Genomic DNA, 22099 nt, shown 5'->3' with positions numbered 1-22099 from the left:
GATGCTGATTGCCGAGACCTTCGCCGACCGGGATACTCCTGCCAGCGACCGCCTGGTGCTTGCTTACGACGCCCGCTGCAGAAGCCGGCAGCGCGTCGTCCTGGTCGGCGGCGAGGAATTGGGCTACGTCTTTCCGGCAGGCACCGTGCTTCGTCACGGAGACCGCTTGCGGACCGGCAGCGGTCGCGTCGTCGCCATCGAGGCGGCAGCCGAAGCGCTGCTCGAAGTGCGCACCGACGACACCTTGCAGCTCATTCGTGCCGCCTACCATCTGGGCAACCGGCATGTGCCGGTGCAGCTTGCCGAGGGCTGCCTGCGCCTGCAGCCGGATCACGTTCTCGCCGAGATGCTGCTCGGACTCGGCTGTACGGTCACCGAAGTCGAGGCGCCGTTCGATCCCGAAGGCGGCGCCTACGCTGCGCACGCGCACACTGGCGCCCACGACTACCGCCCGGCACGAGCAGCGACGGCGGGTAGTACACGCCATCCGGCTGATGGCGCGCAGAGTTCGCCGGCGAGGATTCACGAGTTCAAGTGAGCCTGGCCTTGGCGCGCCTGCTGCAACTCGCCAGTCCGGCGCTGCCGGTGGGCGCCTACACCTACTCCCAAGGGCTCGAATGGGCGGTCGAAGCGGGCCGGGTAGGCGATGAGGCGACTGCGCTGGATTGGATCGGCGGACTGTTGGCGAATGCCGTCGGCCGTTTCGAAGCCCCGCTGACGGCCAGTCTGCAGCGAGCGTGGATGGCCGCCGACGCGGGCGAAGTCGAACGCCTGAACGCCGACTTCCTGGCCAGTCGCGAGTCGTCCGAACTGCGTGCCGAAACGCTGCAGATGGGCTACTCGCTGCGCTGCCTGTTGCACGATCTCGGCGCTTCTGCGCTGCCGCCGGCCTGCGCTGTGCCGCAGGAAATTACTTTTCCTGCCGGCTGGGCGCTGGCGGCTGCCGTCTGGGCAATCGACCCCGAGCATTCGCTGACCGCTTATCTCTGGTCCTGGTGCGAAAACCAGGTGATGGCCGCACTCAAGGCGGTACCCCTGGGTCAGACCGCCGGGCAGCGTCTGATGCTGACGCTTGGCGCTCGCCTTCCGGCGCTCGCCCTTGCGGCTCTCGATCTGCCGGAGGAGCGCTGGAGCAACCTCGCTCCCGGTTTCGCGCTGGCGTCCAGCCGTCACGAAACGCAGTATGCGAGACTTTTCCGATCCTGACAGAAAGCAAACTCACATGAACCGTCGTCCCGCATTGCGCATCGGCATCGGAGGTCCGGTCGGCTCCGGCAAGACCGCACTCACCCTGGCCCTCTGCCTGGCGCTGCGTGATCGCTACAGCCTCGGCGTCGTGACCAACGACATCTACACCGCGGAAGACGCGAAGTTCCTGGTTCAGCATGCAGCGCTGCCGCAGGAGCGCATCCTCGGTGTCGAAACCGGCGGCTGCCCGCATACCGCGATTCGCGAGGACGCATCGATCAACCTGGAAGCAGTCAGCCGCCTGACGGCTGCTTTCCCGGACATCGAAATCGTGTTCGTCGAATCCGGTGGCGACAACCTCGCCGCCACCTTCAGCCCGGAACTCTCCGACCTGACGATCTACGTGATCGACGTCGCCGCAGGCGACAAGATCCCGCGCAAGGGCGGGCCCGGGATCACCAAGTCGGACCTCCTGGTGATCAACAAGACCGATCTGGCGCCTTTCGTCGGTGCGTCGCTGCAGGTGATGGAGCACGACGCCCGGCGCATGCGCGGCGAGCGGCCGTTCGTCTTCAGCAACATGAAGACGGGGCAGGGCTTGCCGGAGATCATCGCCTTTGTCGAGCAGCGTGGGTTGCTGGGCTAGGCCAGCCAACGGGAAATCTCTTGGGCGCAACCCGTGCTGGCCGGACCTCCCGCTGGCAGGAAAAGGGCAGGGAATGGGGCGAACGGCAGGGCGATCAACGATCTCGCCTATGCCTTGACGACCCGGGAAGAGCTACGAACCCGCCCAGCGATTGTCATCGGTGTCACCGGTTGCCATGCAAGGTATCGCGCGTTTTTTCTCGTCTCGATACATTGATCACACCAGGGTCGCCCAAAGGAAGTGGAGATGACTACCCGGTTCCTTGTCCTCGCGCTGCTCGCCAGTCTGCTGTGGTGGTCCGCTGCGCGGGCCGACGAGGTCACGGTCGCGATTGCCGCAAACTTCACGGCCCCAATGCAGAAGATCGCCGCGGAGTTCGAGAAGGAGAGTGGACACCGGGTCGTCGCTTCCTACGGCGCGACCGGAAAGTTCTCTGCGCAGATCAGGAACGGCGCGCCGTTCGAGATTCTCCTCTCGGCGGACGAGGAGACGCCGAGGAAACTGATCAGGGAGGCGGGCGCGGGAAACCGGTTCACCTATGCGATCGGCAAGCTCGTGCTGTGGTCGCCACGAGCCGCTTTCGTCGATGGCGCCGGCGACGTTCTCAGGCAAGGCCGAATCGAAAACCTGTCGCTGGCAAACCCGAAGCTGGCGCCCTACGGAGCCGCCGCCGTGCAAGCCCTGCAGGCGCTCGCCGTCCACGACGCACTGCAGCCCAGGTTCGTCACCGCCGAAAACATTTCGCAGGCACAGCAGTTCGTCGCCAGCGGCAACGCTCAGCTCGGCTTTGTCTCGCTTTCCCAGGTATTGAAAGACGGCAGGATCGAAGGCTCCGCCTGGATGGTTCCTGCTAATCTGTACCGGCCGATTCGCCAGGACGCGGTGATTCTGGAAAAGGGCAGGGGGAAACCCGCCGCCGAATCACTGATGAAATACCTGAAAAGCGAGAAGGTCAGGGCAATCATCAAGTCCTACGGCTACGATTGTTGACGGCGCGATGCGAACCTCCCGAATACGTTTGCCTCGATGCTTTTCCGACCCCGTGGCGCTTGCGCCGTCGTGCCGGGCGCCCCCGCATGATGACACTGCTGTACTGCAGAAGACGGATTCGCGATGCTGAGTTCAACCGACGTCGCCGCGATCGCCCTGACGATCAAGCTCGCTGGCCTCACCACGGTGCTGCTGCTGATTCTGGGGACGCCGCTGGCCTGGTGGCTGGCGCAAACCCGTTCGCCGTTGAAGAGCATCGTGGGCGCCGCCACGACCCTGCCGCTGGTCCTGCCGCCGGCAGTCCTCGGCTTTTATCTGCTGGTGCTGCTCGGCCCGCAGGGGCTGGTCGGGCGCCTTACGGAATTCCTCGGTCTGGGTCTGCTCCCGTTCAGTTTTCCAGGCCTGGTGGTGGCGTCGATGATCTATTCGACACCCTTCGTCGTGCAGCCAATCCAGCAGGCATTTTCCGCGCTTGGCGAACGACCGCTCGAAGCGGCGGCCACCTTGCGAGCATCGCCGCTCGATGCGTTTTTCACAGTCGCGCTTCCGCTCGCCAGACCAGGGATCGCCACGGCAGCGGTGCTCGGCTTCGCGCACACGGTCGGCGAATTCGGCGTCGTCCTGATGATCGGCGGCAACATCCCGGGCAGGACGCAGGTCCTGTCGATGGCGATCTACAACCATGTGGAAGCGATGGAATACGCGAATGCCCACTGGCTCGCGGGCGGCATGCTCGCCTTCTCGTTCCTGGTGCTGCTCGTGCTGTACGCGCGGGGCGGAAATCGCACGCAATGACGATCGACGCGCATTTCGAGCTGTCGTACCCGGGATTTTCTCTGGCCGTCGATGTCTGCTTGCCCAGTCGAGGCGTGACGGCTCTCTTCGGACCTTCAGGTTGCGGAAAGACGACGCTTCTGCGTTGCATTGCCGGCTTGACGAGGGCCGCGCGTGGTCGCCTGTTCGTCGACGGCGAGCCGTGGCAGGACGATGATCATTTTCTGCCAACGCATCGGCGACCTTTGGGCTACGTCTTCCAGGACGCGAATCTCTTTCCCCATTTGTCCGTGCGCCGCAATCTGGAGTATGGCCGATCGCGGGTCCCGGAAACGGCACGCGCGCAGTCCGTTGAGCGCGTGGTGGAATTGCTCGGCATCGCGCGGTTGCTGCAGCGCGAACCAGGGACGTTGTCCGGCGGCGAACGGCAACGCGTGGCGATCGCGCGTGCACTTCTCACCAGCCCCCGCCTGCTCCTGCTCGATGAGCCACTGGCTGCGCTCGACGTGGCGCGCAAACAGGAGTTCCTTCCCTATCTCGAACGGCTGCGTGACGAACTCGAGATCCCGGTGATCTACGTCAGTCACGCGCCGGACGAGGTCGCCCGTCTCGCCGATCATCTCGTCGTCCTCGACGCTGGCCGGATCGTCGCGGCCGGGCCTCTGGCGGAAACGCTTTCGCGTGTCGACCTGCCGATCCGTCTCGGCGAGGACGCTGGCGTCGTACTCGAGGCCACGGTCGCAGAAATCGATGAGTGCTGGAGCCTAGATCGCGTCGAATTCGGAGGCGGCAGTCTCTGGGTCCGGAGTTGCGGACATCTTTCCGGAAAACGCGTCAGGGTCCGCATCCTGGCGCGGGACGTCAGCATTGCGCTCGAACGATGCGAAGGCATGAGCATCATGAACTGCTTGCCGGCCAGAGTTCTGGAACTGGCCGGGGAGTGGCATCCCGCCCTCGCCCTCGTCCGCCTGCAGGTTGGAGAGACCACCATCGTCGCACGCGTGACCAGACGCTCCGCGGCCGCACTCGGACTGGTGGCCGGCAAGGCGGTATGGGCGCAAATCAAGGCCGTTGCGGTAATTGGCTAGGCCCGCTTACCCCGGGGGAGAAAAGGAGTTTCGGGAAGAGCGTGGGGTTTTCCATGAGCATGTGATGAGCAACGTGAGGAATCGCACAAGGCCTGCGTCGCTCCGATGTTCCAATGCGTCCGTGTTCACGAAACTTTGGGTTGCAGCCAGCAGCACACGCGTCTTGCTGTACCTCCGCAAACATTCCGCGAAACTGAACCAAGGAGCAATAGTGAAAACCATGATGCAACGGATCAACGGAAAGATGATCACCGGTATCGTCGTGTCTGCGCTGGCAGTGTCGGCAGGTAGTGCCCAGGCGAGCACGATTGAGGTTACGACCGGCAAGTCGACGGCGGGAGCGCAGGGCAGTGCGGCCAGTTACCAGAGCGTCGTCGAGGCGGCGGTTGCTACCGCAACGGCGGGCTATGGCCATGCCTCTCCGTCGGTCTTTGATCATATTACGAACCACGGCCTGTTCGCCGGCGGCTCGTCCACGGATATCGCTTTCGACTTCACGGTCACCTTCGGCGTAACTGCCGGGCAGGCCGGGATCTGGGAATTCCGTGCGGGAACCGACTTCGGCAACGGCGGCGCGGTCTTCCTCGACGGTGTCGCCCTCGGTTTCAAGTCCAATGACATGTGGTGGGCCGGGTCCTATAACGATCCCAGCCAGTATTTCGACTACACGGCGAGTCTGGCGGCCGGCAATCACGTGCTCCAGATCTATGGTCTCGAACATTGCTGCGATGGCGACCAGCAGGCGCAGTTCCGTGCGCCGGGTGCACCCGGCTTCACCACCTTCAGTGCGAGCGACGGCCTGGCGACGACGGTCCCCGAGCCGGCCACCTACGCGCTGTTCGCCATTTCGCTGTTCGCTTTCGGCGTGGCACGCAAGCGCCACCCGTAGTTCTACGGAGCGGCGGCCAGCACGGGCTCAGGCGGCCGTACTCCTGACCACGGATACCTGTGGCTTGCCGACGACGATCTCGCCGATGACGGTCGCGTGGTCGAAACCCTCCTGCAGAAAGATCGCGAGGACTTCGGTGACCACTTCCGGCGCGCAAGCGACGAGCAGCCCGCCGCTGGTCTGCGGGTCGGTCAGCAGCGCCTGCTCGAGGTCGCCGAACTGCCTCTTCTGGAGCGAGACGTGCTCGCCATAGCTCGCCCAGTTGCGCGCAGAAGCGCCGGTGACGCAACCCTTGGCCGCGTAATCCAGGGCGTTGGGCAGCAGCGGTAGTGCCGAGTAGTCGATCACCGCGGCGACGGTGGACGCCTTGCAGATTTCGACCAGGTGTCCGAGCAGACCGAACCCGGTCACGTCGGTCATCGCGTGTACACCGGCGAGGCAGGCGAGCGAGCGTCCCGGCGTGTTGAGCTGCGTCGTCGAGTCGACCAGGGCCGCGTAGCCGGCTGCGGACAACAGTCCTTTTTTCTGTGCAGCGCTGAAGAAGCCGACTCCCAGCGCCTTGCCGAGAATCAGCTTGTCACCGGGGCGGGCGCCTGCGTTTCGCTTGATATTTTCGGGATGGACCAGACCGATGGCGACGAGGCCGTAAATCGGCTCGACCGAGTCGATGGTGTGTCCTCCGGCAATCGGGATGCGAGCCTGGGTACAGATCGACTCGCCGCCCTCGAGAATCCGCTGGATCGTTTCCAGCGGCAATCGCTCGACCGGCATGCCGACCACGGCCAGCGCCAGAAGCGGTACGCCACCCATGGCATAGACGTCCGACAGGGCGTTGGTCGCCGCAATGCGGCCAAAGTCGAACGGATCGTCGACGATCGGCATGAAGAAGTCGGTCGTGGCAATCAGCGCCTGTTCCGCGTTGACCTGGTAGACCGCCGCGTCATCGCTGGTTTCGATGCCCACCAGCAGTTGCGGTGGGACGATCGCCGACGTCGTCTTGGCGAGGATCTGTTCAAGTACGCGCGGAGCGATCTTGCAGCCGCAGCCGCCACCGTGGGAGAACTGCGTCAGCCGGATCACTTCACCCGGTGCCACTCCCGGCACAGCAGGCTGCTCGGACTTCGTCTTTCTTCTCGACATTTTTCTTCGTCAGGACAGTTGCAGGATGCGGCAAGCGGCAGCCTAGGTGCCGCCCGGAGCGTCGAATCCCGCGTCCTCGATTGCTCGGCGCAGGTCGGCGGCACTCACCTGAGTGGAGTCGCAGGCGACGCTGGCGACTCCGGTCGCCAGGGACACTATCACCTCCTCGACTCCGGGCAACGCCTCGAGGGCGCTGGTCACACTCTGCACGCAGCGCTGGCAATTCATCCCCACGACCGAGACCACGATTCTTTCCATCAGACGGAACCTCTCTTCTTCTTGTATCGGCGGCGGCATCACGCCCGGCTTCCCGCCACGTCCGGTTGCGGGCCCGGACGGCCGCCCGGGCGCCAGCGCCTGAGCAGCAACGAATTGGAAACTACCGAGACCGAACTCATTGCCATCGCGGCTCCGGCAATCACCGGGCTGAGCATGCCCAGGGCCGCCAGCGGGATGCCGAGCACATTGTAGAGGAAAGCGCAGAACAGATTCTGCCTGATTTTCCGCAGGGTCGCACGGGAAAGCAGGATGGCATCGACGATGCCGCCCAGATCGCTGCGTACCAGCGTAATGTCGGCAGCCTGGATCGCAGCGTCGGAGCCGGCGCCGATGGCGAAGCTGACGTCGGCCGCCGCCAGCGCCGGAGCGTCGTTGATGCCGTCGCCGACCATCGCCACCGGCGCCCCATCGGCTTTCAGCGCTTCGACCGCCGCGGTCTTGTCGCCGGGGAGGACGCCGGCGTGGAAATCGTCGATGCCAAGCTCGTCGGCGATCACGGCGGCGGTGGCGGCGTGGTCGCCAGTCAGCATCACGACGCGGATGCCCATCGCCCGCAGGCGCGCAACGGCGATCCTTGAGCTGTCGCGAAGAGGATCGGCAATCCCCAGCAACGCCAGGGCGATCTCGTCGGGTCCGGAATCGACCTCGCCGGCAGTGCTCCGGGCAGCCATTTCGGTCAACACGACGACGGTCTTGCCCGAACGCTGCAACTCTTCGACCAGGCCCTCTGCGACAACGCGGGTAGCGCCGTCCGCTGCGGCCAGCCGCAGCCGCCGGCCGGCGACCACTCCTTCGACGCCGCGTCCCGGAATCGCCCGGAATTCTCCGACTGCCGGCAGCGTCACCCCACGCGCCTGCGCCTGCTGCAGGATGGCACGCGCGAGCGGGTGCTCCGAAGCCTGCTCGAGACCCGCGGCCAGGGCCAGCGCTTCGTCCGCCGACGTACCCAGGGCAACAAGATCGGTCACCGTGGGCTCTCCGCGCGTCAGCGTGCCCGTCTTGTCGACGGCCAGTACCTTGACCTTCTCCGCACGTTCGAGCGCCTCGGCGTTCTTCACCAGGATGCCGGCGGCGGCGCCGCGGCCGCTGGCGACCATGATCGCGGTAGGTGTCGCCAGTCCGAGTGCGCAAGGACAGGCGATCACCAGCACGGCGACGGCATTGATCAGCGCCGTACTGAAAACACCAGCGAAGGCCCACCAGCCGATCAGGGTGAGCAGGGCGACGGCGCAGACGATCGGCACGAAGATTGCGGATATGCGATCGGCGAGTTTCTGCACGGGCGCCTTCGATCCTTGCGCCTCGGCCACCATGCGCACGATCCCCGCCAGCAGCGTGTGCTCGCCGACGCCGGTAGCCCGGCAGCGCAGCACACCCTCGCCGTTGGCCGTGGCAGCAAACACACGGTCGCCGCGGTGCTTGGCAACCGGCATGCTCTCGCCGGTAAGCATCGCCTCGTTGACGCTCGACGAACCGTCGATGACCTCGCCATCGACCGGCACGCCATCGCCGGGACGGACGAGGAAGACGTCACCCGGAACGAGCAGGGCCGCATCGATCTCGATCAGTCGCCCGTCACGCTCGACACGCGCGGTTCTCGGTTGCAGCCGGATCAGCGCGGCGATCGCTTCGGTGGTCTTCGCCTTGGCATTCGCTTCGAGCAGCTTGCCGAGCAGGACCAGAGTGATCACTGCCGCAGACGCTTCGAAATAGACGTGCAGGCTGTTGGCACCGAACACGGTGACCACCAGGCTGAAGCCGTAGGCCATGCTCGTGCCGAGTGCCACCAGCACGTCCATGTTTGCACCGCCACCACGCAATGCCTTCCAGGCACCGTCGTAAAAACGCCAGCCGATCCAGAACTGCACCGGCGTCGCCAGCAGCAGTTGCCACCAGCGCGGCAGCAGGTCGTGGTGCTGTCCGCCGGGCTCGAACATGGCCAGCATCTGCGCGGCGAGTGGCAGCGTCAGCGCCGTCGAGAGCCAGAAACGACGCAGCTCGCTCCGTCGTTTCGCGGCCTTTCTCGCCTGCTCGTCGGCACGCGTCGGGTCGTCGGCCAGTCGCCCGCGGAAACCGGCACGCTCGATCGTGGCGAGCAGCAGGGCAGGCGAGACGACACCGGGACGGTAGCGGATGCTCGCGCGTTCGTTCGCCAGGTTCACCGTCGCTGCAACTCCCGGCAGCCGGTTGAGCAGCTTTTCGACGCGAGTCGAGCAGGCGGCGCAGCTCATGCCTTCGATGGCCACTTCGAGCGTGGTCGAGGGGACACTGAAACCCGCCTGTTCGATCGCCGTGACGATCTGCTGCGCACTCGTCTGCGGAGAAGAGATCTCGACCAGTGCGCGCTCGCTTGCCAGATTGACGCTGGCGGTGACGCCCGGCAACCGTCCGAGCACTCGCTCGATGCGTATCGCACACGCTGCGCAACTTATGCCGGCGATCGGCAGATCGAGGCGCCGAAGCTCGCTGGCGGAGTCGCCCGACATCGCCTGACTCATTGCCCGCCGTGCAGGAGCCGAGGCGCCAGTCCGGAACCGACGAACAGTCCCCAGGCGCCGAAAGCGAGAATGAGCAGGCCGGCTGCCACGCGTACCGCCGGCATGCGTGCATACGCCTGCAGGCGGGCCGCGAGCAGGCCGGCGAGCAAGAGGTTGGGCAGGGTGCCGGCGCCGAAGGCCAGCATCATGCCGGCGCCGCGCCAGGCGGAACCGCTGGTCAGGGCGGTCGCCAACGCGCTATAGACCAGACCGCAGGGCAGCCAGCCCCACAGCAGACCGAGCGGAAAGGCCTGTGCCACTCTACGTGCGGGAAGATAGCGACGGGTCAGCGGTTGCAGATGACGCCACAATTTCTGACCGCAGCGCTCGCTGAAGGCGAGGGCACGCGTCACGCCGATGAGGTAAAGGCCGAGTGCGACCAGCATCAGATTGGCGAGCAGATAGAGGAAAGTGCGCAGCGGCAACGGACCGGCCAGCGCCATGCCGGCCTGGCCGATGCCGCCGGCGACGGCGCCGGCAAGCGCATAGCTGGCGATGCGGCCGCAGTTGTACGCGAGGTGCAGCGAGAGGCGCGCCGCCGTGCCCATCGCCAGGGCACCGACGATCCCGCCGCACATCGCGACGCAGTGGGGGCCGCCCAGCAGGCCGATCAGCAGCAGGGCGAAATAGGCGGGTTCGGGCATGGCAAGGGACGACGATCAGACAGGCAAGGATTCTACCCCGTGCCGAACGTCCGCAGTTCGCCGTCAGATCACCCGGGAGTAACGCGTCCGTTGCCGATCGGCGCGCAGATAGCGGTCGAAAACCATCGAGATGGCGCGCACGAGCATGCGTCCGCGCGGCAGGACGCTGATCCACTTGTCGTCCACACGCACCAGGCCAGCATCGACCATTTCGCGGAGATCATCGAGTTCGGTCGCAAAGTAGCTGGCGAAGTCGATCAGGTGCGCGATTTCGATCGATTCGATCGACAGCTCGAAGTGGCACATCAGCGATTGAATGATCGAACGCCGCAGCAGGTCGTCGGCATTGAGTTCGATCCCCCGATACACCGGCAGCGTGTTGCTGTCGAGCAGATCGTAGTATTCGTCGAGTGTCTTCACGTTCTGACTGTAGGTGGGGCCGACCTTGCTGATCGCCGAGATGCCGAAGGCCAGCAGGTCACAGTCCGAGTGCGTCGAATAGCCCTGGAAATTGCGGTGCAGACGCCCCTGGCGCTGCGCAATCGCCAGTTCGTCGTCTGGTTTGGCGAAGTGGTCCATGCCGATGTAGAGGTAACCGGCTTCGGTCATCCGGCGAATCGCCAGCGCGAGAATCTGCAGGCGCGCGTCGGCCGAAGGCATGTCGGCTTCGAGAATCCGGCGCTGCGGTTTGAACAGGCTGGGCAGATGCGCGTAGTTGTAGATCGAGACACGATCCGGACTGGCAGCGATGACGCGCTCAAGGGTGTGGCCAAATCCGAGCACCGTCTGTCTGGGCAAGCCGTAGATCAGATCGATGCTGATCGACTTGAAGCCGGTGGCACGTGCGGCGTCGATCACGGCAAGAGTCTCTTCCTCGCTCTGGACGCGATTCACCGCCTGCTGGACGTTCGCATCGAAATCCTGTACGCCGATACTCATGCGATTGAAACCCAGCTCGCCCAGCAGTTCCACGGTCGTGCGATCGACCTTGCGTGGATCGACCTCGATCGAGTACTCGCCGCCTGCGACCAGGCGGAAGTGTTTGCGCGTCACCGCCATCAGTTGGCGCATCTCCTCATGCGAAAGAAAGGTTGGCGTGCCGCCACCCCAATGCAACTGCGCCACTTCCTGATCGGCGCCATCGAGATAACTGCTCTGCAGGGCCAGTTCACGCGCCAGGTATTTCAGATACTTGGCCGAGCGACCATGGTCCTTGGTGATGATCTTGTTGCACGCGCAGTAGTAGCAGATGGTGTTGCAGAAGGGAATGTGGAAGTACAATGACAGTTGGCGGCTGATGGCGCCAATATTGCGCTTGCCGAGCCAGAGCTTGGCTGCGTCTGAACCGAAGGCTTCGACGAAACGATCTGCCGTCGGATACGACGTGTAGCGGGGGCCGTTGATGTCGAAACGGCGGATGATCTGCGGATCAAAAACGAGATTGCCGGCAACCGAATTCATGTTCCCGTTACATTGTTTATTGCGTGCATTATCGGGCTGCGCTGACTGGGCCGGGTTGACGTGGATCAAAGACAGGGTTTGACGAAAAAGAACCGTGGATGTCTGCAAATGTGGCGACTGCGAGGCTGGCGTTTGAGGTGGTGAAGACCGCCTGCTCGAACTGCAACCTGCGCGAACTTTGCCTGCCGATCGGGCTCGATGCGGCGGAACTGAAGAAGCTCGACGAGTTGGTGTCGACGCGCCGACGGGTGAAGCGCGGCGATCATCTCTATCGCGCAGGGCAAGCTTTCGAATCGATTTACGCAATTCGCAGCGGTTTTTTCAAGACCGACGTGCTGGTCGAGGACGGCCGCGATCAGGTCACCGGTTTTCAGATGGCCGGCGAGTTGCTCGGTCTCGACGGGATCAGCGGCGAAATCCACAGTTGCAATGCCATCGCCCTCGAAGACAGCGAAGTGTGCGCAATTCCTTTCTCGCATCTCGAAGGACTGTCACGCCAGATCCATACCCTGCAGCACCACTTCCACAAGGTGATGAGCCGCGAGATCGTCCGCGACCACGGCGTGATGATGCTGCTCGGCACGATGCGCGCCGAAGAGCGGCTCGCCGCCTTTCTGCTCAACCTGTCGCAGCGCTTCAAGGCACGTGGCTACTCCCCTGCCGAATTCAATCTGCGCATGTCGCGTGACGAAATCGGCAGCTACCTCGGACTCAAGCTGGAAACGGTCAGTCGCGCCTTCTCGCGTTTCCAGGAGGAGGGGTTGCTGGCCGTGCATCAGAGGAAGGTCCGGATTCTCAATACGGCTGGCCTGCGCAAACTGATGAGCCACCAGCGCAACGGCTAGCGCCAGGCGCAGCGTGTGGCCGCCACCCGTTCACGCCAGGCAGACAAGGAAACCGAGCGCATTGCGCGTTACGGCGACCGAGACGATGTAGGCAAAGGCGGTCAGCGCGGCCGCGAAATACGCAGCGCGTTGCTGCCGACTGCGGGCGCGCTTGAGAGCCATCGTGCCGCAGCCGATGTAGACCAGCAAGCCGACCAGTTTGGCGGTCAGCCACGAAGCGAAAAAGGGATACTGGGCGCTGAGCACCGCCATGGCGATCGCGCTGCCGAGCAGAACCGTATCCACGATGTGCGGCACAAGCTTGACCGCCGCTCGCTGCAGCCACGGCGACTCGCGCAGCATCCACAGCCCACGCAGGAAGAAGCCGCTGCCGCTGAGTACGACACAGCCGACATGCAGGTGCTTGAGAAGCAGGTAGCTCATCTGCGGGTGCCGTCGGCGCTCGCGACAGCGGCAATCCGCAGACGATGCCGGCGATAGAAGGCAACCGCCGCGAGCAGGTTGCGCAGCAACCAGCCGTTGGCCAGGACGATCGCCAGGCCTGCCGGATAGGCAAGCCATTCGGGCCAGACAACGGCTGCCAGGAGCAGCGCCAGCGAGAGGAAATGGCTCTGCGCCTGCCGCTCGATCTGTCGTGCCGCTATCACCTTGTGCATGCTCGGAGCGAGCACTCTTCCAGCACCCTGGTTCTGCAGATGCAACCAGACGAGAAAAGGGACGATCTTGTAGAGCATGCCGATGGTCACCGACATGAAGCCGCCGAGCAGGGCGAGGACGCCGCACAGCCACTCCAGCCGATCGTCCAACTCCGGCACCGTGGTTCCGGCATACCACACGCTGCAGGCCGCGAGAGCGCACAGCATCGCCACTTGCCAGAGGCGCTGCGTGGCGTCGAAAGAAGCGCGCTTGCTGCGGCTCTGGACATGCAGCGTCAGCGCGGCAAAGGCGACCACGTGCAGCACCACGGCGCCGGCCAGTAGCGCCCCGCCAGGCCATTGCCAACCGGCGACCAGACTCCAGCAGCAGAGCAGGGTGAGTAAGGACCAGGCAAACGAGCGTGCGAACCACGCCGGATAGGGCGGAGTGATCTGAAACATCGGCACGACGACGAAAGCGACGGTGGCAAGAAGAATCACTCCCCAGCCGACGAGTCCCCAGGTAAGATGGATCGAGGCGAGTTGCTGCAGCGGCAGCTGCAGCGATCCGGCAAGTCCGGCTGCCAGCGAGCCTCCCAGTCCGACGGTCACGGTCAGGCTCGGCAGCGACAGCTTGAGGCCGCGAATGGTCGGATTGGTCGACGGCACGACGAACAGTGCATGGCCGGCGACGCCGACGAAAAGCAGGGCGCCGCCGCCAAGCAGGATCGCTGCGAGCCAATAGGCGAGCGGCTGGAAAGTCAGGAAGCCAGCCGTCAGCAGCAGGGCACCCGGCACGATCGCGGCATGGACCAGCGATGCCAACAGGCCCGGACGTAGCATGTTCGCGCCGGCGACCACCGGCAGGATCTGGATCATTGCGCCGAGCATCACCTGCAGCAGGAATCCGACCGTGATCAGATGGGTCAGTGCCAGCGCGGCGGGCGTCCAGCGCGAGGCGAGCAGACCGGGGCCGGTCCACAACAGGAGCATCCCGGCAAGCATGGCAAACAGCGGTGCGGTCAAAAAGAAGCGGAGCGGTGCAGCGAACGGGGGCGCCTGTTCGAAGGACAGCAACGCCTGCATTACTGCTGTCTGCGCTGAATCAGAACTTCCACCGTGCCGTCTGGCCGACGCTGCGTCTGCCAGGAAAAACCGTTGATTTCGAGCGCCCGGTAGAGCGGAAAGGGTTCCCGTGGCAGGAGCACCAGGAGTCTTTCGTCCGCACCGAGCTGGTCGAGTGCTTCCATGCTGCGCACCATCGGCTCGGGAGGTTCCATACCCCGCGCATCGATGACGATGTCGGCATCCATTGGCGTCACCTCGATAACCTTTCTTCTCCCGCGATCTGCTTCTGCAACTCCGGCAACAGCGTTTCGAGCTGATCGGCGAGGTACTGGTCGCACATCGGATAAAGCACGTTTTCTTCCTTGACGTTATGCTGCTGCAGCATGATCAACAGGGTTTCGGCAGTGCCGGCATAGTCGTCAGCGTTCGATTCTGCCAGTGCGGATTCGGCAGCGGAAAGCAGCTGCCGGATCTGTGAGTGCTCTCCGCGCATCACCTGGGTCGGTCCCCGGTACATCCCGGTGCGTTGTTCAAAGAGCGGGAAGAGAACCGATTCTTCGGCCGCGAAATGATGCAGCATGGCATCGTGGAAGCGGCGAAACTCGTTGCCGGCCGCCTGCCATGCGCCCCTGGCAACGGCCTGCTCGACCGCGACGAACAATGCGTCGCAGCTGCGATGGTCTTCCGCCATGAAATCGGTAATCGCGTCCATGCCGAGCCTCCCGGAATCAGAGGAGCCATTGTCGGGCGCGCCGGCGCCGCCAACGTTGATCGGCATCAAATATTTTCCGCGAGGACATTTCACCGACTCCGGTATCCGCCCGCACTGCCCGGATGCCCGATCGATAGTTTGATTTCGATCAAGATTCAGTGCGCCAATCCTGCCTATAGTGGATCCATCCCACAATGGAGGAAACGCCATGTTCAAGCACATCCTCGTTCCCACCGATGGCTCGGAGCTGTCGAAGGAGACCGCCCGGCGGGCGGTTTCCTTCGCCAAGGACGCAGGGGCCCGCATCACCGCGTTTTTCGCCAAGCCGGAATACCCGGTCAGCTACTATGGAGAAGGTGCCCTGATCGACCCGACGACGCCCGAGAAATTTGCCGAGCTTGCCGAGCAGCAGGCGCAACAGACCCTTGCCTTCGTCGCCGATCTTGGCGCGGAGGAGGGCGTTGCCGTGAGCACGCTGTCGCTGACCAGCGACATTCCCTATCAGGCGATCATCGACGCGGCAACCCGCGCCGGCTGCGACCTGATCTTCATGGCTTCGCATGGCCGTCGCGGCTTCTCTGCCCTCCTGCTCGGCAGCGAGACCAACAAGGTGCTGACCCACTCGAAGATTCCCGTTCTCGTTTATCGCTGAGTCCTTCGCCCGGCGCTCGCGCGGGCTGTGGGCAACGCATCGCGCCGGGCGTCAGCGCCGCCTGATCCGCAGGCCACCGGCTACCGCGGCGGCGCCTGTCGGTAGCCCGTCCTGTACGATCCCTCCTGCCGCCGCGGCCGTATGTCCCGATAACGGGAAGGTGCCGACGGCGCTCATTGCCGCCAACGGCGTCGTTTCGATCGCCTCCGGCACGGCCGCCGGAATGTGGCAAAATGCCTTTTCTCCTTCCATTTCTCGTGGCCCAATACGCCTGCCTTCAGGAGGACGCAGAATGTTCGTGCGGTGCTTTGATCGGGATGGCCGGTGCAGACGAACGACAGGGAAATGGCCTGTCGTCTGCCTGTGCCTGGCCTGCTGGTCGGCATACGCAGTGGATGTCGGGCTGGCCGGCGTTTTTCCCGGAAAGGCTCTGCTGACCATTGACGGTGGCGCACCGCGCACCGTTGCCGTCGGCGTCAGGACCGGCGAAGGCGTCCGCGTGCTGGCGGTGGATAGCGACACCGCAACCATCGAGGCCGACGGAAAGAAGCGCGTCTTGCGCGTAGGGCAGAATGTCGCTGCGCAGGAAACCGGTAGCGCCGCTGCCAAGGCGACCTTGACCGCCGACGGTAGCGGCCATTTCGTCACCACGGGAAGCATCAACGGAACCAGTGTTCGCTTTCTCGTCGATACCGGGGCAACGATGGTCTCGCTCGGCGCCGGCGAAGCACAGCGCATCGGCCTCGACGCCAGCAAGGGCCAGCCGGCGGTCGTCAATACTGCCAATGGCCAGGCGTCGGCGATCCGCGTCAAGCTGGATACGGTACGCGTGGGCGAAATCGTCCTGAACAACGTCGACGCCCTCGTGCATCAGCAGGACATGCCGCTGACACTGCTCGGGATGAGTTTTCTGAACCGTATGGAAATGCAGCGTGACGGTCAGACCATGACCCTCAGGAAGCGCTACTAGGAGAATTGGAGCACATGCGTCGCCGCCATGAAAGAATAGCCTTGCTGGGCCGCGAACTCGAGTTGTTGATGGGCGAGAGACAAACCCTGTTGCAGATCGTCGGTGCGACGGCAGCCCTGATCGCATCCCTCGACGGTCGCCTGCTGCCGATGACTGCGGTAAGGCCCGCCGATCTGGTTTCGAGCACGCTCAACGCGCTGCCCGATGAAACGCTGCGCGACGCGCTCGCCGCAGTGCGGGCGGAGATCGACGAGGAGGCGCCGTTTGTCAGTGGCTGATGCCGAATCCCGGCTGCCAGGCGACAGCGTGGACCTCGATCGTGTCCGGCTGGTCCTGCACCGCGAACCTTCGCCAGCTGCCTTCGTCCTCGAAGATGGTGTCGGCGACGAGGAATTGACGCCGGCCGCCGTGCTCTTCCCGATCGTCCAGCGGAGCGAAGCGCCAACCGTGCTGCTCACACAGCGGACCACGCATCTGAAGGATCATCCGGGCCAGATCAGTTTTCCGGGCGGCCGGCGCGAGTCGGCCGACCCCTCGCCGGCGCACACGGCACTGCGCGAGGCGGCCGAGGAAATCGGTCTGTCCGAGGAGCAGGTCGATATCGTCGGTTATCTCCCCGAATACCGTACCGCGACGGGCTTTCGCGTCACGCCGGTGGTCGCCCTGGTCACCCCGCCCTTCGACCTGCAGCTCGACAGTTTCGAGGTCGCCGAGGTCTTCGAAGTGCCGCTCGCCTTTCTGCTCGATCCGGCCAACCACCAGCGACACTCGCTCCATTATCGCGGCAAACTGCGGCACTACTACGCGATGCCTTACGGCCGCTACTTCATCTGGGGAGCCACCGCAGGGATCATCATGTCTCTCTACCGCGCACTGGCAGTCGGCGACGATTAGTTCAGTAGGGCAGCGGCCCGACCTGCTGACCGAGCGCAGCAGCGATGCGGGTGAAGAGCGTCAGAACCAGAGCAATGTGCCATGTCGCCGTGCGGAACCCGCCATGGATCTCACGATTTCGCAGAGGTCCTCTTGGCGATCCGCGCCTGGTGCATCAAGCAACACGTGGCACTCCTGGTCTAAGTGCCACTTGTCCCTCAGCTTGTCGCACCGCGCGTCCCGATCCTTGCAGGCACGGGTAGCCCCTCGCGGTGAACCGATCCGATCCGGTGTTTCGGTCGCCTACTCGCCCGCGTGGCTCGTGTTCTTCGCCTCCCGCATCGCAGTCATGATCTGGTCGAGGTTGTAGCTGGCCGGAGCCTGCAGCGGCGGGAATTGCCGGAATGTCTCCAGCTCCCTCAGCCACAGCAACTGACCGATCGGCAACAGGTTCCAGTCATAGGTCATCTCTCCGATTTTTCATACCGTTGTGTCCAATACTTTTAGTTGATTCTGAGATTGGAGGTATTGGTGATGGGAGTGGCCACGGTAGTTGAAAGGAAGGTATCTCTGGAAGCCGGCCACCTGGAAGATGTCCGGCTTGCTGCGAGCAAGATGACTGGGGCGAGGCGCAGGGCGTATCTGGCGGAGAGGGCATGGAAGTATTGTCGTGGCAGTACTCGGCGTGCCGAGGACGTTTTCGGCTGGAGTCGGCAGGCCGTGCAACTCGGTCTGCATGAGAAACGTACCGGCATCGTTTGCCTGGGGCTTCACACGTTCTGTTGCGGTGCGAAGTTGTGGGAGAAGAAACCCCCGGAGGTGGCGCAGGCCCTGTGGGCACTGGCGGAAAGTCATGCCCAACAAGATCCGACGTTTCGCACGGCCTTGTCGTTCACCCGCCTGACGGCCGAGGCAGCCATCAAGCAGCTACGGGCACAGGGAGTTGCGGACGACATGCTGCCCTCCCGAAGCGGCATGTCGGAAGTATTGAACCGAAGTGGGTACCGGTTGCGTCCGGTGCTCCAGGCCAAACCCCAAAAAAAGTCCCGGAAACCGACGCCATTTTCGCCAATATCCGGGAACGTGACCGCGATGGCCAAGACGAAACCGTCCTGCGCCTGAGCATGGACGGCAAGGCGACGGTGAATATCGGCGACTGCTCACGCGGGGGCAAGACGCGGGGAGACCACCGCGCGGCCGACCACGACATGGGATGCGAGGAAAAACATACCCCGTTTGGTGTCGTCCATGAAGCCATTGACTCCCTCTGTCTGTCCTTCGGAAGCTCGGCGAAGACCAGCGATTTCATCGTCGACAGTCTCTACGCGTGGTGGGAGCGTCAAGCACCCGAGGTGTGTGCTCGCGTCACCCACCTCCAGCTCAAGGCCGATAACGGTCCCGAGAGCAATGGCCGGCGCACGCAATTCCTCAAACGCATGGTCGAGTTCGCCGATCACATCGGCAAGTCCATCCGCCTCCTCTGCTATCCGCCGTACTACAGCAAATACAATCCGGTCGGGCGTTGCCGGGGAATCCTCGAAAAGCACTGGAACGGCGCCAGGCTAACCGATACCCGAACGATGTTGGAGTAGGCCAAAAGCAGCGGATGCGGGAACCCCACGGCGCACGTTGGCGTCAACTCGTGTGCTTCTCCGCATCCTGGTTCTCCGGAGCATTCGCCGGAAGCGCGGCAATACGGCGCGCATAGAGATTCATTCCCGGCAGCGCGCTCAGGCCATGCGCGAAAATGCTCAGAAACACGGTCGCCATCACGGTGAGACGGATGGTCTCTTCCCCTGGCAGACGCGCCTCCATCTCCAGATAGACCATCCCCAGCACGATGGACGCCAGGCCGCGCGGGCCGAACCAGCCCATGAACAGCAGCGAGGCCGCGCTCAATCGTGTACCGATGAGCGACACCGCCACCGGCAGCATCCGCGCCACCGTCAGGCTCAGCAGCGCGTACAGCCAGTGACTGCCGGCAATATCCGGCAGGTTGCGGGCGAACAACATGCCAAAGAGGAAAAACACCGTGAGGTTGATCAACTGGCCCCACTCGTCGGCGAATTCGACGCTGTGTTGGCCGGCGCTGCGGAAGCAGATCTGCACCGCCAGCCCCGCGACAAACGCGGCGATGAACATGCTGGCCCCCGTCGGAATCGAAACGAGCAGGCAAAGCAGCGGCAGCGTGACGACCGCCAGTTGCTGCAGCGAGTCCGCCATCCATCCCCGGCGACGTGCCAGGTTGAGCAGGTAACCGCCGAGCAGGCCGATCCCGCCACCGATCAGCGCGCCATAGCCGAGCTGTTCCACGACATATTGCATCAGGCTCGTCTTGCCGCCTTCGATCCCGCTTGCAGCCATCGCCAGCAGGAACAGCATGAACGGCACCGACAGGCCGTCGTTCAGGCCGGCCTCGACGTTCAGCGCTTCCCGGATACGCAAGGGCACGCGCGTGCACGTGACGATGACCTGACCGAGGCCTGCGTCGGTCGGCGCGAGGATCGCCGCGAGGATGCCCGCCTCCCAGACGGTCAGGTGAGCGAACACCGCCATCGCCAGCAAGGCGCCGAGAACCATGGTCAGCAACATACCCACGCTCAGCAATCGGGCCGGCAGGACACGGAAGCTGTTGAGCAGGCGGTAATCGGTGCGACTGGCATCCGTGAACAGCAGCAGCACCAGGCCCACCTCGGCCACATGCAGGAAAAAATTCGCGCCTTCGTGGCGTGTGGGCAGCCACGGCAGCGAATCGCAGGCTTTCATCACCGCGAAGGTCAGGAAACCCACGGCAGTGAACAGCAACGGTGCGGTGATCACCGTGTGCTCCAGCCGCCGTGAAAACAGCCCGTACGCCAGCACCAGAAGCGCAAACAGAATCAGCAATGTCAGGTTCATCCGGCCTCCCTGGATCGAGGTGTCCGGCGCGTAGTTCGTCGCGTCGCGCCGGGCAGCATGGGCAAGTATAGGAGGGATCACAGGCATGCCATGAACCGATTGCCTGTCGCGCCAGGGAAGGCGCGCTGCTGGTGCCGGCGCGGCCGGGGCAGTGTCCCGGTGAGAAGTCCAAGATGCAGGCAAAATCCTGAGAAAGACGCTCCACGCGATGTCCGTACCGGGCACCGGCAAAGACATCGCGACGGGCGTACCGGCGAAACTGTCGACCGTGCGGCGACCGTGCAGATCGCGATTTACGAAGCCCTGCACAACGAACCTTTGTTATTATTGGCCGGCTTCGGCTGCGGCCCGCTGCCCGGAGCGCCGTCCTTGACGAAATTGGGGCCCCGCCGACTGCCGGTGTACGCGCGGCGAACGCATCCGTACCGGCATCGCGAGAGGCTGCCGAACCGTCAAGATCGGCGGGGTAGTGCGGTCGATTTCCCGGTGAGAGCCGTCCGGCGGGGATGGCGGGCGCTGGCGCCGTGGATTATGCTGTGGTTGGGGCTTGCCAGTCTGGTAGGCGGTGATCGATTACTTACAGGAGTTTCTTCATGAGCAGAGAAGTCGTTGTACTAAGCGCGGTTCGTTCAGCCATTGGCACCTTCGGTGGTTCCCTCGCCAACATCGAGCCGCACGAACTCGCCGGCACCGTGATGAAGGAGTCGATCGCTCGCTCCGGTGTCGATCCGCAGCAGATCACCTACGTCACGGTCGGCAACTGCATTCCGACCGATGCACGGTTTGCCTATGTCGCCCGTGTGGCCTCGATCCAGGCCGGCCTGTCGATGGATTCGGTGGCGATGGCGGTCAACCGCCTGTGCGCATCGGGCCTGCAGGGTGTCGTCACGACGGCGCAGAACATCCTGCTGGGCGACGCCGACTACGGGATAGGCGGCGGCGTCGAAGTGATGTCGCGTGGTTCCTACATGCTGACGGCGATGCGTTCGGGTGCCCGCATGGGCGATACCAAGGCACTCGACATGATGGTCTCGACGCTTACCGATCCGTTCGGTGTCGGGCACATGGGAGTCACGGCCGAGAATCTCGCCAAGAAGTGGGGGATCAGCCGCGAAGAGCAGGATGCCCTCGCGGTCGAATCGCAACGGCGGGCAGCCGCGGCAATCGCGGAGGGTCGTTTCAAGTCCCAGATCGTTCCGATCGTCCAGAAGACCCGCAAAGGTGATGTGGTCTTCGATACCGACGAGCACGTCAAGGCGGGAACGACGATCGAGACCCTGGCCAAGATGAAGCCGGCGTTCCTCAAGGACGGCACCGTCACTGCCGGCAACGCGTCGGGCATCAATGACGGCGCCGCCTTCCTCGTGCTCGCGGCTGCCGATGTTGCCGCCAGCGCGGGGCAGAAGCCGCTCGCGCGCCTCGTTTCGTATGCCGTCGCTGGCGTGCCGAACGACGTGATGGGCGAAGGCCCGATCCCGGCGACCAAGGCAGCGCTCAAGAAGGCCGGGCTGACGCTCGACCAGATGGACGTGATCGAATCGAACGAAGCCTTCGCCGCACAGGCCATCGCGGTTAGCAAGGGGCTTGGTCTGGATCCCGTCAAGACCAACCCGAATGGCGGCGCAATCGCTCTCGGTCACCCGGTCGGCTGCTCGGGAGCCTTCATTGCCACCAAGGCGATCTACGAGCTGCATCGGATTGCCGGCAGGTACGCTCTGGTCACCATGTGCATCGGCGGTGGACAGGGAATCGCCGTGGTCTTCGAGCGCGCCTGATCACGCCCTTGGCAAGTGTGGGAAAACCCGACTGC

At 64.0% G+C, this 22099-nt stretch carries 27 protein-coding genes; 15 read left to right on the top strand and 12 right to left on the bottom strand.

All coding sequences use genetic code 11. From position 1 onward, the window contains the following. Position 1: 1 nt before the first annotated feature. The 7 genes from ureE to NFV80_RS00390 all read left to right on the top strand — a co-directional run bounded on the left by ureE (position 2) and on the right by NFV80_RS00390 (position 5575). Positions 2-538, top strand: a complete 537-nt coding sequence (gene ureE, locus NFV80_RS00420; RefSeq protein ID WP_295324701.1) for an urease accessory protein UreE — start codon at positions 2-4, stop codon at positions 536-538. Then, positions 535-1206: an urease accessory UreF family protein gene (locus tag NFV80_RS00415; RefSeq protein WP_295324704.1), complete on the top strand. Its 672-nt coding sequence runs from the start codon at positions 535-537 to the stop codon at positions 1204-1206. The genes ureE and NFV80_RS00415 overlap by 4 nt, the downstream gene beginning before the upstream one ends. A 16-nt stretch (positions 1207-1222) precedes the next feature. Further along, the gene (gene ureG / locus NFV80_RS00410; protein ID WP_295324706.1) at positions 1223-1834 is read left to right on the top strand and encodes an urease accessory protein UreG; all 612 of its coding nucleotides are present in this window, start codon (positions 1223-1225) and stop codon (positions 1832-1834) included. A 246-nt stretch (positions 1835-2080) separates the two neighbouring features. Then, the gene (gene modA / locus NFV80_RS00405; protein ID WP_295324709.1) at positions 2081-2824 is read left to right on the top strand and encodes a molybdate ABC transporter substrate-binding protein; all 744 of its coding nucleotides are present in this window, start codon (positions 2081-2083) and stop codon (positions 2822-2824) included. 123 nt (positions 2825-2947) lie between these two features. Next, positions 2948-3619 (top strand): molybdate ABC transporter permease subunit, encoded by a 672-nt coding sequence (gene modB, locus NFV80_RS00400; RefSeq protein WP_295324712.1) that lies wholly within the window; start codon positions 2948-2950, stop codon positions 3617-3619. Further along, positions 3616-4686, top strand: a complete 1071-nt coding sequence (modC, locus tag NFV80_RS00395) for a molybdenum ABC transporter ATP-binding protein (protein WP_295324715.1) — start codon at positions 3616-3618, stop codon at positions 4684-4686. Before modB ends, modC begins: the two co-directional genes overlap by 4 nt. Before the next feature lie 220 nt (positions 4687-4906). Continuing rightward, the gene (locus tag NFV80_RS00390; RefSeq protein WP_295324775.1) at positions 4907-5575 is read left to right on the top strand and encodes a CCXG family PEP-CTERM protein; all 669 of its coding nucleotides are present in this window, start codon (positions 4907-4909) and stop codon (positions 5573-5575) included. A gap of 27 nt (positions 5576-5602) precedes the next feature. On the opposite strand, the gene selD is transcribed toward NFV80_RS00390, so the two are convergent. From selD to hemN, 5 genes are all read right to left on the bottom strand, one after another. Beyond that, positions 5603-6715, bottom strand: a complete 1113-nt coding sequence (selD, locus tag NFV80_RS00385; RefSeq protein WP_295324717.1) for a selenide, water dikinase SelD — start codon at positions 6713-6715, stop codon at positions 5603-5605. A gap of 42 nt (positions 6716-6757) precedes the next feature. Then, on the bottom strand, positions 6758-6973 hold the full coding sequence (locus tag NFV80_RS00380; RefSeq protein WP_295324720.1) for a heavy-metal-associated domain-containing protein: 216 nt from the start codon (positions 6971-6973) through the stop codon (positions 6758-6760). A gap of 38 nt (positions 6974-7011) precedes the next feature. Further along, positions 7012-9480 carry a heavy metal translocating P-type ATPase gene (locus NFV80_RS00375; RefSeq protein WP_295324722.1) on the bottom strand — a complete coding sequence of 823 codons (2469 nt, stop codon included), beginning with the start codon at positions 9478-9480 and terminating at the stop codon, positions 7012-7014. Positions 9481-9488: 8 nt separating this feature from the next. After that, positions 9489-10175, bottom strand: a complete 687-nt coding sequence (locus NFV80_RS00370) for a sulfite exporter TauE/SafE family protein (protein WP_295324725.1) — start codon at positions 10173-10175, stop codon at positions 9489-9491. 63 nt (positions 10176-10238) lie between these two features. Then, the gene (gene hemN, locus NFV80_RS00365; RefSeq protein WP_295324728.1) at positions 10239-11636 is read right to left on the bottom strand and encodes an oxygen-independent coproporphyrinogen III oxidase; all 1398 of its coding nucleotides are present in this window, start codon (positions 11634-11636) and stop codon (positions 10239-10241) included. A gap of 98 nt (positions 11637-11734) precedes the next feature. On the opposite strand from hemN, the gene fnr reads away from it, so the two are divergent. Continuing rightward, positions 11735-12481, top strand: a complete 747-nt coding sequence (gene fnr, locus NFV80_RS00360) for a fumarate/nitrate reduction transcriptional regulator Fnr (RefSeq protein WP_295324730.1) — start codon at positions 11735-11737, stop codon at positions 12479-12481. Between the two features lie 30 nt (positions 12482-12511). Here the strand turns inward: fnr and NFV80_RS00355 are convergent, their stop codons facing one another. Genes NFV80_RS00355 through NFV80_RS00340 form a run of 4 tightly spaced genes read right to left on the bottom strand, consistent with a single transcriptional unit; the run spans position 12512 to position 15106 of the window. After that, positions 12512-12904 carry a SirB2 family protein gene (locus tag NFV80_RS00355; protein ID WP_295324732.1) on the bottom strand — a complete coding sequence of 131 codons (393 nt, stop codon included), beginning with the start codon at positions 12902-12904 and terminating at the stop codon, positions 12512-12514. Continuing rightward, positions 12901-14202 carry a hypothetical protein gene (locus NFV80_RS00350; RefSeq protein ID WP_295324735.1) on the bottom strand — a complete coding sequence of 434 codons (1302 nt, stop codon included), beginning with the start codon at positions 14200-14202 and terminating at the stop codon, positions 12901-12903. Before NFV80_RS00350 ends, NFV80_RS00355 begins: the two co-directional genes overlap by 4 nt. Continuing rightward, positions 14202-14429, bottom strand: a complete 228-nt coding sequence (locus NFV80_RS00345) for a DUF2249 domain-containing protein (protein ID WP_295324736.1) — start codon at positions 14427-14429, stop codon at positions 14202-14204. Before NFV80_RS00345 ends, NFV80_RS00350 begins: the two co-directional genes overlap by 1 nt. A gap of 5 nt (positions 14430-14434) precedes the next feature. After that, a complete protein-coding gene (locus NFV80_RS00340; RefSeq protein ID WP_295324778.1) occupies positions 14435-15106 on the bottom strand; it encodes a hemerythrin domain-containing protein in 672 nt (223 codons plus the stop codon). On the opposite strand from NFV80_RS00340, the gene NFV80_RS00335 reads away from it, so the two are divergent. Continuing rightward, positions 15105-15548, top strand: coding sequence for a universal stress protein (locus tag NFV80_RS00335; protein WP_295324739.1), 444 nt, complete (start codon positions 15105-15107; stop codon positions 15546-15548). The two genes, NFV80_RS00340 and NFV80_RS00335, sit on opposite strands and share 2 nt — an antisense overlap. Positions 15549-15599: 51 nt before the next feature. On the opposite strand, the gene NFV80_RS00330 is transcribed toward NFV80_RS00335, so the two are convergent. Next, complete coding sequence (locus NFV80_RS00330) at positions 15600-15800, bottom strand: hypothetical protein (protein WP_295324742.1); 201 nt, start codon at positions 15798-15800, stop codon at positions 15600-15602. Positions 15801-15939: 139 nt separating this feature from the next. Here NFV80_RS00330 and NFV80_RS00325 point away from each other — a divergent pair, with 139 nt between their 5' ends. The 3 genes from NFV80_RS00325 (at position 15940) to NFV80_RS00315 (ending at position 17412) form a co-directional block, all read left to right on the top strand. Continuing rightward, on the top strand, positions 15940-16518 hold the full coding sequence (locus NFV80_RS00325; RefSeq protein ID WP_295324744.1) for a TIGR02281 family clan AA aspartic protease: 579 nt from the start codon (positions 15940-15942) through the stop codon (positions 16516-16518). Between the two features lie 14 nt (positions 16519-16532). Further along, entirely contained in the window at positions 16533-16796 is a 264-nt protein-coding gene (locus NFV80_RS00320) for a hypothetical protein (protein WP_295324746.1), read from the top strand. Between the two features lie 115 nt (positions 16797-16911). Then, positions 16912-17412, top strand: a complete 501-nt coding sequence (locus tag NFV80_RS00315; RefSeq protein ID WP_295324780.1) for a CoA pyrophosphatase — start codon at positions 16912-16914, stop codon at positions 17410-17412. Positions 17413-17694: 282 nt separating this feature from the next. Here the strand turns inward: NFV80_RS00315 and NFV80_RS00310 are convergent, their stop codons facing one another. After that, entirely contained in the window at positions 17695-17859 is a 165-nt protein-coding gene (locus NFV80_RS00310; RefSeq protein WP_295324792.1) for a hypothetical protein, read from the bottom strand. A 147-nt stretch (positions 17860-18006) separates the two neighbouring features. Here NFV80_RS00310 and NFV80_RS00305 point away from each other — a divergent pair, with 147 nt between their 5' ends. Both NFV80_RS00305 and NFV80_RS00300 read left to right on the top strand, forming a co-directional pair. Then, the gene (locus NFV80_RS00305; RefSeq protein WP_295324783.1) at positions 18007-18513 is read left to right on the top strand and encodes a transposase; all 507 of its coding nucleotides are present in this window, start codon (positions 18007-18009) and stop codon (positions 18511-18513) included. Between the two features lie 2 nt (positions 18514-18515). Next, positions 18516-18983: a hypothetical protein gene (locus NFV80_RS00300; RefSeq protein WP_366143378.1), complete on the top strand. Its 468-nt coding sequence runs from the start codon at positions 18516-18518 to the stop codon at positions 18981-18983. A gap of 43 nt (positions 18984-19026) precedes the next feature. Here NFV80_RS00300 and NFV80_RS00295 read toward each other — a convergent pair whose 3' ends face one another. Beyond that, positions 19027-20289, bottom strand: coding sequence for a cation:proton antiporter (locus NFV80_RS00295; RefSeq protein WP_296757449.1), 1263 nt, complete (start codon positions 20287-20289; stop codon positions 19027-19029). A 593-nt stretch (positions 20290-20882) separates the two neighbouring features. On the opposite strand from NFV80_RS00295, the gene NFV80_RS00290 reads away from it, so the two are divergent. Then, the gene (locus tag NFV80_RS00290; RefSeq protein WP_295324754.1) at positions 20883-22064 is read left to right on the top strand and encodes an acetyl-CoA C-acyltransferase family protein; all 1182 of its coding nucleotides are present in this window, start codon (positions 20883-20885) and stop codon (positions 22062-22064) included. The last annotated feature ends 35 nt before the right edge of the window (positions 22065-22099 follow it).

The sequence above is a fragment of the Accumulibacter sp. genome (genome assembly GCF_023806565.1).
Lineage (GTDB): Bacteria > Pseudomonadota > Gammaproteobacteria > Burkholderiales > Rhodocyclaceae > Accumulibacter.
Note: the sequence above shows the minus strand (reverse complement) of the source record. Positions and strands in the feature narration are given on the sequence as shown.